We start from the raw sequence: 13620 nt of genomic DNA on the forward strand, positions 1-13620 counted from the left end.
CGCCGTGGTCTCGTACGTCCTCCGCCGCATCGGCTCGCTCGTCGTCGTGCTGCTCGTCCTCAGCGTCGTGGTGTTCCTGCTCCAGCAGGTCTCACCCGGTGACCCGGCCCGGGCCGCGCTCGGTGCCAACGCCTCCCGGTCCGCGGTCGACGCCGAACGGCAGCGGCTCGGGCTCGACGACCCGCTGCCCGTGCAGTTCCTGCGGTTCGTCGGGGGCGCCCTGCACGGCGACTTCGGCACCTCGTTCCGGACGCACCGCCCGGTCGCCACCGACCTGGCGTCCGCGGTGCCCGCCACCGTGCAGCTCGTGCTGGCGGCGTTCGCGATCGCCCTCGTGCTCGCCGGGCTGTTCGCCGCGTCGGGTGCCCTGCGCTGGCCGTTCTCCGGCGTGTACCGCGGTGTGCTGCTCGTCGGGGCGACCGCGCCGCCGTTCCTGCTCGCCCTCGGCGGCATCATCCTGTTCTACGCGCAGCTCGGGTGGCTGCCGGCCTCCGGACGGGGCGACGGCGGAGTCGGGTCGGAGCTGTCGCACCTGGTCCTGCCCGCCACCGTGCTGGCGATCGCACCGGCCCTGGCGATCGGGCGGATCCTGCGCTCCGGGCTCGAGACCACCCTGGTCGCCGACCACGTCCGGACCGCCCGGTCGAAGGGGCTGGGCGAGGAGACGATCCTGGCGCGCCACGTCGTCCGGAACGCCGTCGGCCCGGCCCTGGCGATGTCCGGCCTGCAGCTCGGGTTCATGTTCGCCGGAGACGTCGTCGTCGAGCAGGTCTTCAGCTGGCCCGGCATGGGCAGCTACCTGGCGAACAGCATCCCGACGTCGGACTACCCGGCGATCGCCGCGGTGACCCTCGTGCTCGGCGCGGTCTACGTCGTCGTGAACACCGTCGCGGACTGCCTGCAGACCGCCGCCGATCCGCGCCTCGCCTGACCTCCCCCACCACCCCGCACCCTCACCTGCTCCACCTGCGCCCCACCGCCCTGAAGGAGATCCCCCGTGCAGCTCACCACCCTCCGGCGCCGCACCCGCGCCGCCCTGGTCGCCGCGGCCGCCGTGCCGTTGCTCGTCCTCACCGCCTGCTCCGGTGCCGGTGCCGCGGCCCCGAACGCCGCCCCGACCGACGGCACCCTGACCGTCGGCCTGCTCGGCGACATCGGTCAGCCGCCGGACCCCGACATCTACTACGCGAACAACGGCCTGGCCATCGTGCTCAACGCGTACGAGGGACTCGTGCAGTACGCGAACGACACGGACAAGGTGCAGATCGCACCGCGGCTCGCGACCTCGTGGCAGGTCAGCGACGACAACACCGAGTACACGTTCCACCTGCGGAAGGGCGTCACCTTCCACGACGGGACCCCGTTCACCTCGGCGGCCGTGCAGACGGCGTTCGACCGCCGCATCGCCGTCAAGGGTGGTGCGGCCTACATGGTCGAGGGCGTCAAGAGCGTCGCGACGCCGGACGCGCAGACCGCGGTCGTCACCCTGAAGAGCCCGAACTCGGCCTTCCTGGACTACCTGGCGTCACCGTTCGGCCCGAAGATGGAGTCGCCGACCGCGCTCCGTGCACACGCCGGCTCCGACGACGCGCAGACATGGCTGCAGACCCACGACGCCGGCACCGGCCCCTACGAGATCAGCGCCGCGGACCCCGGCAGCTCGTGGACGATGAAGCGGTACGACGGCTACTGGGGCACCAAGTCGCCGTTCACCACCATCAAGCTGCCGATCTACTCGGACGTGTCCGCGCTGCAGCTCGCGTTCGACCGCGGCGACGTGTCGACCATCGTCGCGGCGCTGCCGTCGTCGAGCCTGTCGAAGTACCAGGACAGCAAGCAGTTCTCGAGCGCGATGCTGCCGACGCTCCAGTCCGCGCTGGTCACGGTCAACCCGACCAAGTCGTTCTTCGCCACGAGGGAGGCCCGGATCGCCTTCCTGCAGAGCATCGACCAGAAGAAGATGGTGCAGCAGGTCCTCGGCAGCCGCTCCGAGCCGGCGACCACCCTGTACGCCAAGGGCATGCTCTCCGACGGCTCGGACAAGCAGGAGACCACGTACGAGCCCGGAGCGATGAAGGCCTACGCCAAGGGGCTGCCCGCCGGCACCACGATGACGATCGGCTACGCCAGCGGCAACACCAACGCCCAGCAGATGGCGAACATCCAGGCGGCGGCACTGCAGGGTCTCGGCATCAAGGCCACCGCGAAGTCGTACCCGACCTCGCAGGTCTTCGGGTGGATCAACGACCCGACGAGCGGACCGGACGCGTTCTTCGACGGCAACAACGGCCCGGACGGCGGCTCCCCGTACATGTGGGGTCACGTGTTCTGGGACAAGTCCGGCGGCATCAACTACTTCGGGTGCGACGTGCCCGCGGTCGACAAGACCCTGGACCAGGCGCTGCAGACCGGCGACGAGTCGCTCTACGGCAAGGCCGCGCAGCAGTACGCCGCGACCGGCTGCTACTACAACCTGTCCTACAACAAGGACTGGGTCGTCTCGCAGAAGTGGCTGACCGGCGTCGCGGCAGCGCACAACATCGGCGCCAACGAGCTCGACTTCAGCAAGCTCGGACTCCAGAAGTGACACGCGGGGCACCGGGGACCAGCCCCGGTGCCCCGTCCGGTCCCCGTGAACCCCGGTGGACCGCCGCCCGAGTCTGCGAAGGTTGACCCGATGACCACCACCGAGCCCGCACTGTCGCTCCCGCGGCAGATCCACGCGCGCCTCCGCGAAGCGATCATCCGCGGCGAGTACCCCCAGGGGCACAAGCTCGCCGAGACGCGGATCGCCGAGGAGCTCGCGGTGTCCCGCGTCCCCCTGCGTGAAGCCGTCCCGATGCTCGAGGTCGAGGGCTTCGTCACCAGCACACCGCGTCGTGGGGCCGTGGTGTCGACCTGGACCTCCCGGCTCATCCACGAGCTGTTCGACCTGCGTGAGGTGCTCGAGGTCGGGGCCGCCGGGCACGCCGCCCGTGCGGTCGGTCGTGGGGTCTCCACGGACGAACTGGAGGCGGCGCTCGCCTGGTCGCAGAGCGTCGTCGAGGACGGGGACCCGTACCGCATCGCCGAGGCGAGCACCCGGTTCCACGAGGCGATCGTGGCGATGACCGGCAACAGCCTGCTGCAGGCCTCGATGCGCTCCGTCTCCGGCCGGGTGCAGTGGTTGTTCTACCTCACCAGCGCGCTCGACGTGCACGACGCCTTCCACGACCACGTCGAGCTCGCCGCCGCGATCGCCCGGGGCGACGAGCGGATGGCCGAGGCGCTGGCCTACTCGCACATCGAGCGCGACCGCACCCCGTCCTTCGCCGTCCTGCACCCGCCGGCCTGACGGACCGGGCTGCCGGCCGACGCCATCCCGGGTGGGGCCGACCCGGGTGGGGCCGACACCGAGCCGACAGCCCGTGTTCACCCCGCCGACGCCCGACGGTGTGACCATCGTCGGCATGTCCATCCTGCATCCCACCGCGTCCCGCAGCCTCGTCGGTGACATCGAGAGCGAGTACGACGAGTTCGACCGCGACCCGGACCTCGAGGTCTCGAAGAACCGCGACGGATGGCTCGAGCCGTCGTGGTGACAGCGTGGTCATGACCCCCGCACGGGTACTCCTTCGGGGTACGTCAGCTGGATCATCGGATCCGGTGCGACGTACCCCTTTTACGTTGTCCGGAACGCGTTGCACCCCGGGGTACACGTGTCCCCCTCGGCGCGGAGCAGGAGTCACACCGTTGTGATTCCTCGCCGATCGGCAGCACGGCGCGGATCGAGCGCGAGAGCAGCCGGGGCGAGCTGTACCCCGCACCGATGTCCCCCGATGACGAAGCACGGAGAAGCCTGAGAATCGATCGTGGTGGTTTGTGGGGTACACCTCCGGCCCGCCAAACTCGGTCTCAGCCCACGAAGGACAACACCGTCACAGGCAGGGAGAGTCACCATGGCGATCGCAACGGCCGCACCCAGCACCACCTCGCGCCGCACCAAGAAGGCAGCGCCCAAGACCACCTCCGCCGAGGCCACCACGCTCGACGCCGTCGCCGAGGTCGAGGCCGACGAGCAGCTCGCCGGTGTCCGCGGTGCGTCCGTCGACCAGGTCGGCGACTACCTCCGTCACATCGGCCGGCTCGCCCTCCTCACGGCTGAGGAAGAGGCCGACATCGCCCGCCGCATCGAGGTCGGGCTGTTCGCCGAGGAGAAGCTCCACACCGAGACCGGCCTCGAGAAGTCGCTCGAGCGCGAACTCCGCTGGCTCGTCCGCGACGGTGAGCGTGCCAAGGAGCGGATGATCACCTCGAACCTCCGCTTGGTCGTGAGCATCGCCAAGCGCTACTCGCAGCGCGGCCTGCCGTTCATGGACGTCATCCAGGAGGGCAACCTCGGTCTGGTCCGTGCGGTCGAGAAGTTCGACTTCACCCAGGGCTACAAGTTCTCGACCTACGCCACTTGGTGGATCCGCCAGGCGATCTCGCGTGGTCTCGCCGACAAGGCACGCACGATCCGCATCCCGGTGCACACCGTCGAGCTGATCAACAAGATCTCGCGCACCGAGCGTGACCTCACCGTCGACCTCGGCCGTGCGCCGATGCCGGAGGAAGTGGCCGCCGAGCTGAGCATGAGCGTCGAGGAACTCGTCGACCTCAAGGGCCGCTCGCACGAGCCGGTCTCGATCCACACGGTCGTGGGCGACTCGGACGACAGCGAACTCGGTGACTTCATCGAGGACGAGGACGCCGCGAGCCCCAACGAGCTCACCGAGACGACGCTGCTGCACCGCGACATCCGCTCCATCGTCGCCGAGCTGCCGAGCGACGAAGCCAACGTGATCCGCATGCGCTACGGCCTGGACGACGACAAGCCGATGACGCTCGACGAGATCTCGAAGATCGTGCACACCACGCGTCAGGCCGTCAGCCGCGTCGAGTCGCGTGCGAAGCTCCGCCTGTTCGCGAAGGCCGTCTCGCAGGACATGCAGCTGTACCTGACCGAGTAGGTCACATGCGAAGGCCCGTCCGGTGTGAACCGGGCGGGCCTTCCGTCGTCCCACGGGCCTCCCGTCCGGCGGTGCGCGCGACGCGTCGGACGGGAGGCGCGGATCGCGTCAGTCCTCGGTCTCGCGGTGCAGCTTCTGCCGCAGGTCGTGCGGGATCAGCTCGATGAGCTGGTCCGGACGGAGCGGCAGGTCCAGGAGGCCGAGCTTGAGGCGGCCGGTCCGGCCGTGGCGTTCGGCGTCGAGACGGACCACGCTGCCGGCGTCCTTCCGGAGCCGGACCTCGAGCTGCGCGCCGGTGGCGACCTCGCCGACGACGAGTCCGTCGACCTCGAGTGCGGCGCTGCGGGTGCCCTCGGCGATGTCGAAGCGGTAGCGCTCCCGGGCGGCGAGGACCACGGAGCGGTCGATCCCGGCCATCGGCGCGACCGGGGTCACGACCGAGCCGGAGAGTGCGGGGGAGAGCACCGGGCCGCCGGCGGCGTAGTTGTACGCGGTGGAGCCGGCCGGGGTCGAGGCGACGATGGCGTCCGCGCGGTAGTAGCCGTACCCGAGCCCGCCGACGCTGAGGTCGGCGGAGACCTGGCCGGCACCCGGGCGCCGGACGATCGTGATGTCGTTGAAGGCCAGGTAGTCCGTGCGGGACCCACCCCAAGAGAGCCGGGCCTCCAGCGCGTGGTGCGGTTCGAGCTGGTACTCGCCGGCCGAGAGCCGTTCGAGCGCGGACTCGAGCTCGGGCGGTTCGATCTCGACCAGGAAGCCGACGTTGCCGTAGTTGACCCCCAGTACCGGCACCGGGCGGCGGGCCACGAGTCGCATGGCGCCGAGCATCGTGCCGTCGCCGCCGAGCGCCACGACCAGGTCGACGGTGTCGGTGAACCCGTCGTCGTCGACGGCGTCGATCGCGCTGCCCAGGCGTGCTGCGTCGATCCGCCGGGCGACCAGACGGCCGGCACCGGACGCGTTCCAACGGTCCAGGACCTCGACGGACTCCTGCACGTTCTTCGACGGGTGGACGACGAGGCCGACGACGGGCTGCTCCATGCACCGGATCGTACCGGTGGCTCCTCGGCGTCGGCGGATGTCCCCACCACGCTTCCGTTTCGTACTCATATCTCATATTCTGCATGGATGCAGACTGCCGTGCTCTCCGTCGCCGTGCCCGAAGTCCGACGCGGGCGGGAGGTCGCCCTGCTGGCCGAGCACGAAGCCCGCGCCATCGGGTACGGCTTCGTCGACGCCGAGCACCTGCTCCTCGCCGCCGTCGCCCTGTGTGCCGGCATGCCGCGGTTCGGCGCGGTGCTGGCCGACCACGGGCTCTCCGTCGACGCCGTGCGCTGCGCCGCACGCGCGATCGTCGGGCCGCCGCCGGGCGACCGTCACGAGGACCGGATCAGCTGCACGCCCGCCGTCGCCCGGATCCTCGCGCACGCCGCCCAGATCGCCGGACCCCACGAACGCGTCCGACCGCACCACGTCCTGCTCGCCGTCCTGGACGGTGTCGACGACCCGCTGCTCGGTGGTGCCCACGAGGTGCTCGAAGCGGTCGGAGCCGATCCGCGGCGCCTCCGTCGGGCGGTCCGCCGAGCCGGGCGACGGGCGTGACGATCCGCGCAGTGCGCCGGACGACCCGAGGTCACGCCCACGGCGAACAGGGGCAGCCCTGACGGGGAGCGCTGGTTAGTCTCGATGTACGTGACCGGACTCACACGAGTCCGGCTGTCGGCCCCGGTTCGTTCGGGGCCAAGGGAGAGCACATGTTCGAGAGATTCACCGACCGGGCCCGTCGTGTTGTCGTCCTCGCTCAAGAAGAAGCGAAGATGCTCAACCACAACTACATCGGTACGGAGCACATCCTCCTCGGCCTCATCCACGAGGGCGAGGGCGTCGCCGCCAAGGCGCTGGAGTCGCTCGGTATCTCCCTCGATGCCGTCCGCGAGCAGGTGCAGGACATCATCGGGCAGGGCCAGCAGCAGCCGACCGGGCACATCCCGTTCACGCCGCGCGCCAAGAAGGTCCTCGAGCTGTCCCTGCGCGAAGCGCTGCAGCTCGGCCACAACTACATCGGGACCGAGCACATCCTGCTCGGCCTCATCCGCGAGGGCGAGGGTGTCGCAGCCCAGGTCCTCGTGAAGCTCGGCGCCGACCTCAACCGGGTCCGCCAGCAGGTCATCCAGCTCCTGTCCGGCTACCAGGGCAAGGAAGCGGTCGCCGTCGGCGGCGAGCAGCAGCAGAACGCGCAGCAGGGTTCGCAGGTCCTCGACCAGTTCGGTCGGAACCTCACCCAGGCAGCGCGCGACGGCAAGCTCGACCCGGTCATCGGGCGCGAGAAGGAGATGGAGCGGGTCATGCAGATCCTCTCCCGTCGCTCCAAGAACAACCCCGTCCTGATCGGTGAGCCCGGCGTCGGCAAGACCGCCGTCGTCGAGGGCCTCGCCCAGGCGATCGTCAAGGGCGACGTGCCCGAGACGCTGAAGGACAAGCAGCTCTACTCCCTCGACCTCGGGTCGCTCATCGCCGGGTCCCGCTACCGCGGTGACTTCGAGGAGCGCCTCAAGAAGGTCACGAAGGAGATCCGTACCCGCGGCGACATCATCGTCTTCATCGACGAGATCCACACGCTCGTCGGTGCCGGCGCTGCCGAGGGCGCGATCGACGCGGCCTCGATCCTCAAGCCGCTCCTCGCCCGCGGTGAGCTCCAGACCATCGGTGCCACCACGCTCGACGAGTACCGCAAGCACTTCGAGAAGGACGCAGCCCTCGAGCGTCGCTTCCAGTCGGTGCAGGTCAACGAGCCGTCGCTGCCGCACACGATCAACATCCTCAAGGGCCTCCGCGACAAGTACGAGGCGTTCCACAAGGTGTCCATCACCGACGGGGCGATCGTCTCCGCGGCGAACCTGGCGGACCGCTACGTGCAGGACCGCTTCCTGCCCGACAAGGCCATCGACCTGATCGACGAGGCCGGCGCCCGCCTGCGTCTGTCGATCCTGTCGGCGCCGCCCGAGCTCCGCGAGTTCGACGAGAAGATCTCGACCGTTCGCGGGTCGAAGGAAGCCGCCATCGAGGAGCAGGACTTCGAGAAGGCCGCCAGCCTGCGCGACGAGGAGAAGAAGCTCCTCGGCGAGCGTCTCCGCCTCGAGAAGCAGTGGCGTGCCGGTGACGTCGCCGCGTCCGGCACCGTCGACGAGGGCATCATCGCCGAGGTCCTGGCCCAGGCCACGGGCATCCCGGTGTTCAAGCTCACCGAAGAGGAGACCTCGCGTCTCGTCTTCATGGAGAAGGCACTGCACCAGCGCGTCATCGGTCAGGAAGAGGCCATCTCGGCCCTGTCCAAGACCATCCGACGCACCCGTGCCGGCCTGAAGGACCCGAACCGTCCCTCCGGCTCGTTCATCTTCGCCGGCCCCACGGGCGTCGGGAAGACCGAGCTCGCCAAGGCCCTGGCCGAGTTCCTGTTCGACGACGAGGGCGCACTGATCTCCCTCGACATGTCGGAGTTCGGCGAGAAGCACACCGTCTCGCGTCTGTTCGGTGCCCCTCCCGGGTTCGTCGGGTTCGAAGAGGGCGGCCAGCTCACCGAGAAGGTGCGCCGCAAGCCGTTCTCCGTGGTCCTGTTCGACGAGATCGAGAAGGCGCACCCGGACATCTTCAACTCGCTGCTGCAGGTCCTCGAAGAGGGGCGTCTGACCGATGGTCAGGGCCGCGTGGTCGACTTCAAGAACACCGTCATCATCATGACCACGAACCTCGGTTCGCAGGGCATCGCGGGTGGCCCGGTGGGCTTCCAGGTCGAGGGCAACTCGGCCGTCGGCTACGACCGCATGCGCGGCAAGGTGAACGAGGAGCTGAAGAAGCACTTCAAGCCCGAGTTCCTGAACCGCGTCGACGACACGATCGTGTTCCCGCAGCTGTCGCAGCCCGAGCTGCTGCAGATCGTGGACCTGTTCGTGAAGCGTCTGGCCGACCGTCTGCTCGACCGCGACATGACCGTCGAGCTGTCGCTGCAGGCCAAGGAGCAGCTCATCAAGGTCGGGTTCGACCCGTCCCTCGGTGCTCGACCGCTGCGCCGTGCGATGCAGCACGAGGTCGAGGACCAGCTGTCCGAGCACATCCTGCAGGGTGAGCTCACCGCGGGCGACCACGTGAAGGTCGACTTCGTGGACGGTGCGTTCACCTTCGAGACCGGGCGTCAGCCGGGCCGCGAAGAGGTCCTCACCGGCGCTCCCTCGCTCGAGAAGGCGCCCGAGGCGCCCACCGGCGAGATCGAGGGCTAATCAGCCAGCCACACCACAGACGGGAGGCCCGGTACCAGCTGGTACCGGGCCTCCCGTCTGTGGTGTGCTCAGGCGGCGCGACACCACTGCATGTAGGTCGACTCCTCGCGAGGTGAGTCATGCAAGGTGCGCCCGCGTCGCCGGAGCTCGCAGACGGATGCCCAGGCGTCATGCGCCGTCAACGCGCCGATCCGGATGGCGAGCCGGAGCAGCTGACACGTGGAGACCGATCGGATCCCTCGCTCCTGGGCACGCATCCGGGCATCTGCATCGTCCGTGACGAAGAGGCTCCCGGCGTGCTCGACGGCGATCAGCGCGATGGTCTCGGCTTCTCCGCGGTGTCGGTCGTCTGGGTCGTGTGGCTCACGTAGCTGTTCGAGCAGCACGAGGACCTCCCGGATGGTCCGCGGATCGGTCAACCTCACGGGTGTCCCGAAGACGGCCTCAGCGCCACGGAGTTGGTCGTTGTCGAGGGCGTCGGCGCTCGCGCGACACTCCCGCCGGATCGCGGCCGTCCACGCGGCGCAGCCGTTCGCGAGGCGTCCGAGCAGCTCCATGCGATCGAGGAGCGCGAAGTTGATCAAGACCGTGTTGTCCGCGAAGAAGAGTCTCGTCACGCTTCACGGCTCCGACAGGCCCAAGAACGCCTGGAGCTCGTCGACGGAGACGTCGTGCGTCGCGGACGAGCTCTCTCGTTCGATCTCGATCTCGTCGTTGCCGAGCATCCAGGCGAGCGTCTTCGCATGGAGGAGCCCTCGTTCGACGAGTCCTCGATGCGCCGCGATGAGGTGGAGAGGGAACCGCCGGGCGGACGAGTCCTGCGACCGGGAGGCCACGAGCTCGGCGCTGCTGACACCGGAGAACAGTGTCGACTGCGAGATGACCCGCTGTGTCTTCTCTGCCAGGGCTCGTTCGACGTCGGCCGAGACGGGGACATCGAGCGAGTCGAGGCGGTTCGCGAGTGACTTGGTCGAGACGCCCGTGCTCCACAGGAACCTCCCGAGCACGTCACGATCGGCGCTCCGCCACTCGACCGATGTGACCAGTTCCCGTGGGAGGAGGAGTTCTGATGCGAACTTGTTCGCCCCGGCCTCGTGGCGCCCGACGGGACGGTGGTCGTCATCGAGCGGGCGCATCGTCCCGCTCGCGATGTGTCCGAGTTCGTGCGCCAGAGAGAAGTTCTGGTAGAACCAGTTGCTCGTGTCGCTCGTCACGATGACCACTCGTTCGCCGATGCGCATGGAGTAGCTGTTCGTGAGGCCGCCCACGCGGACGACGTCGATGTCGAACGAGCGCTCGATCGCGTCAGCGAATGTACGGACGAACTCAGCGCCGCTCGCGTTCACGAGGCTCGTTCGGAGTGCGCTCGCGGGAAGCCCGCCGATGTTCCTCGGAGCAGAGGTACGAGCGGAGCCAGCCGCCTGACGGTACGCCAGTGCGATGTCCTCCAACACCACCTTCGACGAGTCCCACGCGGGGTTGGTGTAGGCCTTGGTGTCGTTGTCGAACCCGTGGCGCGCGGCGACTGCGACCTCGTGTGGGTCGCTCTCGCCGGTTGCGAGCTCGTGTACTGAGACCCTGAAGTGGCCTGCGATGGCGAACAACTCGTCGATGGAGAGACCCCGCTCTCCGCTCAGGGCCCGGGACAGTGCGTCCGGCTTCATGCCGACCGCCAGCGCCAAGGACTTCTGGGTGAGGCCCGGCTCCGACCTGATCAGGCTGCGGATCCGGTCCGCGATCTCCGACATGGCGCTAATCCTATCCGCCTGTTGTGAATATCCCAACGTGCCGCTCCTCCCGTTTCGATCTCCGAGAAAGGATGGCGTGAGAGAAGCGACCAGTTCGGGGCGGCGCCGAAGGTGTGGGTGGAATTCCGGACAGTGGCCCTGTGGAGGAAAAGCCGGCACCCGGACAGACGGGAGGCCCGGTACCAGCTGGTACCGGGCCTCCCGTCTGTGTGCTCAGGCGGATCAGGCCTGGACGTCACCGCGCCAGCCGTCGGCCGTGGGGGCCGCCTCGACGCGCTCCTTGTAGTTCTGCAGGTCCTTCTTGACGGCGTGACCGCCGACGCCCACTGCGGAGCCGAGCTTCTCGAGGAAGCCGGAGGGCTCCCAGTCGATCTGCACGGTGACACGGGTCTCGGCGTCAGCGAGCTTGTGGAACGTGACCACGCCGGCGTGCTCGGTGTCGCCGTCCTTGACGGTCCACGCGACACGCTCGTCCGGGTGCTGCTCGGTGATGAGGGCACGGAACGAACGCTCCTGGCCGGCGACCTTCACGGTCCAGTCGGTCGTGGTGTCGTCGACCTGGACGATCTTCTCGACCTCGTCGAGGAACGTGGGGAACTCCTCGAAGCGGGTCCACTGGTCGTAGGCGGCGCGGACGGGGACGCTGACGTCGACGGTCTCGATGATCTGGGGCATGGTTGCTCCTCCTGCTCGTCGTGCTGGTGTGTCTCGGACGGTAGGCCGGTGCGCCTGTGCAGCGTCCTGGCTGATGTCCCCCGTGACGCCGTGTGACGGCGGCGACGTAGGCTGGGGCGGATGACTGAGCACGGACGGCACGCCTTCTCCGAACGGGACGACCACGGGATCCTGGTGCGTCCGGCGCTGGCGTCCGACGTGCCGCACATCCAGCGGCTCATCGCGCCGTACGTCGACCGGCGGATCTTGCTCGGCAAGGAGAACGTCGTCCTGTACGGGTCGATCCAGCAGTTCCGGATCGCCGAAGGACCGGACGGGACGCCGATCGGCTGTGGCGCCCTCGCCGTGTTCTGGGACGACATCGCCGAGGTCCGGACCCTGGCGCTCGACCAGGACTGGATCCACAAGCGCGTCGGGCACCGGATGCTCGAAGCCCTCGAGCACGACGCCCGCGAACTCGGCGTCGCCCGGATCTTCTGCCTGACGTTCGAGGTCGACTTCTTCGCCAAGCACGGGTACCTCGAGATCGGGGAGACCGTCGTCCCGCCCGAGGTGTACGCCGAACTGGTGCGGTCGTCGGACGAAGGGGTCGCGGAGTTCCTCGACCTCGCCCGGGTCAAGCCGAACACCCTCGGCAACACCCGCATGCTGAAGATCCTCTGACGGGTTGCCCGGCCGCCCGGCGAGGGACCTCGGCCGGTCCCGCGCGGGTGTCTACCCTGTGCGCATGTCGTCGTTCCGCCATCCCGTCGGCCCCGAGCGTCCGGGGACCTACTGGCGCCGCCGAGCCCTGGTGCTCGGGGTGGTCCTGCTCGTCGTGGTCGTCGTCGTGCTCATCGTCGTCGGCCGGGGCAACGGCGCTCCTGCGGCCGGTCCGACTCCCGGTGGTGGGGCGTCGTCGGCAGCTGCTGATGCCGGTGCTGGTTCGGGCTCGGGGTCTGCGGGCTCCGGCGCGTCGGGGGCTGCCTCGGGCGCGCCGTCGAGCTCACCCACACCGTCGGCCGCCACACGCAAGGACGGCGCGGCCTGCGCCACGGACCAGATCGCACTGACGCCGGTCCTCGACAAACGCGTCTACGCCGCCGGCGAGGACCCGCAGATCGCGATGTCGATCAAGAACACCGGGTCGAACTCCTGCCACATGGACCTCGGGTCCGCCCAGCAGGTGCTGACCATCACCTCCGGCAAGGAGCAGTACTGGTCGTCGAAGGACTGCCAGACCGGCGGCACCGACCAGGACGTCACGCTGAAGGCCGGCCAGCAGCTCACCACGCCCGCCATCGCCTGGGACCGCACCCGGTCCTCCGCGACGACGTGCGACGCCGCACGCGCCTCGGTGACGTCTGGGGGCGCGAGCTACCACCTGCAGGTCGCGGTGGGGGAGATCACGTCGGCGGAGTCGGTGCAGTTCGTCCTGAGCTGAGGGACGGCGGTGCTGCCGTCGGGATAAAATCGACGCAAGTGGATTGGGAAAGCCCGATCGGCGTCCGACCCCTGGCTTCGTCCGGGGGTCTTCGCTTTCGACGACCGTTACGACCCGTGGTGCTGCCCCTCAGGGGTGGACCTTGAGCCACCAGCCATCCGCTGCTGCAAGAACGACGAAGCGCCGGGACCGAGGATTGCTCCTCAGACCCGGCGCTCGCGAAGACCGGTGTTAGCCGATGACGGTGATGTTCTCCGCCTGCGGGCCCTTGCGGCCCTCGGTGATCTCGAATTCGACCTTCTGGTTCTCCTCGAGCGACTTGTAGCCGTTGCCACCGATCGCGGAGAAGTGGGCGAAGACGTCAGCGCTGCCGTCGTCCGGCGCAATGAAGCCGAAGCCCTTTTCGTTGTTGAACCACTTGACAGTCCCAGTTGCCATTTCGGCGTTCCTTACTTTCTTACGTGCGCGGCGAGAGAATTCCACCACCGCGGGTTTCGACGGCATGGCCA

14 protein-coding genes are annotated in these 13620 nt (G+C 68.9%); 9 read left to right on the top strand and 5 right to left on the bottom strand.

Annotated features, from left to right (window positions below; translation table 11 throughout):
- The first annotated feature begins 4 nt into the window (after nt 1–4).
- The 5 genes from SOM35_RS03460 (at nt 5) to SOM35_RS03480 (ending at nt 4991) form a co-directional block, all read left to right on the top strand.
- Nucleotides 5–931 carry an ABC transporter permease gene (locus tag SOM35_RS03460; protein WP_320514391.1) on the top strand — a complete coding sequence of 309 codons (927 nt, stop codon included), beginning with the start codon at nt 5–7 and terminating at the stop codon, nt 929–931.
- Nucleotides 932–997: 66 nt separating this feature from the next.
- Complete coding sequence (locus SOM35_RS03465) at nt 998–2587, top strand: ABC transporter substrate-binding protein (RefSeq protein WP_320514392.1); 1590 nt, start codon at nt 998–1000, stop codon at nt 2585–2587.
- A gap of 90 nt (nt 2588–2677) precedes the next feature.
- Nucleotides 2678–3334 (top strand): GntR family transcriptional regulator, encoded by a 657-nt coding sequence (locus SOM35_RS03470; RefSeq protein WP_253466208.1) that lies wholly within the window; start codon nt 2678–2680, stop codon nt 3332–3334.
- 115 nt (nt 3335–3449) lie between these two features.
- The gene (locus SOM35_RS03475) at nt 3450–3581 is read left to right on the top strand and encodes a hypothetical protein (RefSeq protein ID WP_258366217.1); all 132 of its coding nucleotides are present in this window, start codon (nt 3450–3452) and stop codon (nt 3579–3581) included.
- A 357-nt stretch (nt 3582–3938) separates the two neighbouring features.
- Nucleotides 3939–4991, top strand: coding sequence for a sigma-70 family RNA polymerase sigma factor (locus SOM35_RS03480; RefSeq protein ID WP_221849021.1), 1053 nt, complete (start codon nt 3939–3941; stop codon nt 4989–4991).
- Between the two features lie 108 nt (nt 4992–5099).
- On the opposite strand, the gene SOM35_RS03485 is transcribed toward SOM35_RS03480, so the two are convergent.
- Nucleotides 5100–6032 (bottom strand): NAD(+)/NADH kinase, encoded by a 933-nt coding sequence (locus SOM35_RS03485; RefSeq protein WP_320514393.1) that lies wholly within the window; start codon nt 6030–6032, stop codon nt 5100–5102.
- Nucleotides 6033–6119: 87 nt separating this feature from the next.
- Between SOM35_RS03485 and SOM35_RS03490 the strand changes: the two genes are divergently transcribed.
- Nucleotides 6120–6593, top strand: coding sequence for a Clp protease N-terminal domain-containing protein (locus SOM35_RS03490; protein WP_320514394.1), 474 nt, complete (start codon nt 6120–6122; stop codon nt 6591–6593).
- Between the two features lie 152 nt (nt 6594–6745).
- On the top strand, nt 6746–9265 hold the full coding sequence (locus tag SOM35_RS03495; RefSeq protein WP_320514395.1) for an ATP-dependent Clp protease ATP-binding subunit: 2520 nt from the start codon (nt 6746–6748) through the stop codon (nt 9263–9265).
- Between the two features lie 68 nt (nt 9266–9333).
- Here the strand turns inward: SOM35_RS03495 and SOM35_RS03500 are convergent, their stop codons facing one another.
- The 3 genes from SOM35_RS03500 to SOM35_RS03510 form a co-directional block, all read right to left on the bottom strand.
- Complete coding sequence (locus SOM35_RS03500; RefSeq protein WP_320514396.1) at nt 9334–9882, bottom strand: PIN domain-containing protein; 549 nt, start codon at nt 9880–9882, stop codon at nt 9334–9336.
- A gap of 3 nt (nt 9883–9885) precedes the next feature.
- Complete coding sequence (locus SOM35_RS03505) at nt 9886–11172, bottom strand: helix-turn-helix domain-containing protein (protein ID WP_320514397.1); 1287 nt, start codon at nt 11170–11172, stop codon at nt 9886–9888.
- A 63-nt stretch (nt 11173–11235) separates the two neighbouring features.
- Entirely contained in the window at nt 11236–11688 is a 453-nt protein-coding gene (locus SOM35_RS03510) for an SRPBCC family protein (protein ID WP_111075225.1), read from the bottom strand.
- Nucleotides 11689–11808: 120 nt separating this feature from the next.
- Between SOM35_RS03510 and SOM35_RS03515 the strand changes: the two genes are divergently transcribed.
- Both SOM35_RS03515 and SOM35_RS03520 read left to right on the top strand, forming a co-directional pair.
- The gene (locus SOM35_RS03515) at nt 11809–12351 is read left to right on the top strand and encodes an amino-acid N-acetyltransferase (RefSeq protein ID WP_181439282.1); all 543 of its coding nucleotides are present in this window, start codon (nt 11809–11811) and stop codon (nt 12349–12351) included.
- 64 nt (nt 12352–12415) lie between these two features.
- Complete coding sequence (locus tag SOM35_RS03520; RefSeq protein WP_320514398.1) at nt 12416–13111, top strand: hypothetical protein; 696 nt, start codon at nt 12416–12418, stop codon at nt 13109–13111.
- 231 nt (nt 13112–13342) lie between these two features.
- Here the strand turns inward: SOM35_RS03520 and cspE are convergent, their stop codons facing one another.
- Complete coding sequence (cspE, locus tag SOM35_RS03525) at nt 13343–13549, bottom strand: transcription antiterminator/RNA stability regulator CspE (RefSeq protein ID WP_065963953.1); 207 nt, start codon at nt 13547–13549, stop codon at nt 13343–13345.
- Nucleotides 13550–13620: the final 71 nt, after the last annotated feature.

This window comes from Curtobacterium sp. CFBP9011 (assembly GCF_034045095.1).
In the GTDB taxonomy this organism is placed as follows: domain Bacteria; phylum Actinomycetota; class Actinomycetes; order Actinomycetales; family Microbacteriaceae; genus Curtobacterium.

Bases quoted from the DNA above. Each gene is read 5' to 3' on its own strand.
- SOM35_RS03480 (WP_221849021.1), top strand. From the start codon at position 3,939: ATGGCGATCGCAACGGCCGCACCCAGCACCACCTCGCGCCGCACCAAG.
- SOM35_RS03510 (WP_111075225.1), bottom strand. From the start codon at position 11,688: ATGCCCCAGATCATCGAGACCGTCGACGTCAGCGTCCCCGTCCGCGCC.
- SOM35_RS03515 (WP_181439282.1), top strand. From the start codon at position 11,809: ATGACTGAGCACGGACGGCACGCCTTCTCCGAACGGGACGACCACGGG.
- SOM35_RS03475 (WP_258366217.1), top strand. From the start codon at position 3,450: ATGTCCATCCTGCATCCCACCGCGTCCCGCAGCCTCGTCGGTGACATC.
- cspE (WP_065963953.1), bottom strand. From the start codon at position 13,549: ATGGCAACTGGGACTGTCAAGTGGTTCAACAACGAAAAGGGCTTCGGC.
- SOM35_RS03495 (WP_320514395.1), top strand. From the start codon at position 6,746: ATGTTCGAGAGATTCACCGACCGGGCCCGTCGTGTTGTCGTCCTCGCT.
- SOM35_RS03485 (WP_320514393.1), bottom strand. From the start codon at position 6,032: ATGGAGCAGCCCGTCGTCGGCCTCGTCGTCCACCCGTCGAAGAACGTG.
- SOM35_RS03470 (WP_253466208.1), top strand. From the start codon at position 2,678: ATGACCACCACCGAGCCCGCACTGTCGCTCCCGCGGCAGATCCACGCG.
- SOM35_RS03490 (WP_320514394.1), top strand. From the start codon at position 6,120: ATGCAGACTGCCGTGCTCTCCGTCGCCGTGCCCGAAGTCCGACGCGGG.
- SOM35_RS03520 (WP_320514398.1), top strand. From the start codon at position 12,416: ATGTCGTCGTTCCGCCATCCCGTCGGCCCCGAGCGTCCGGGGACCTAC.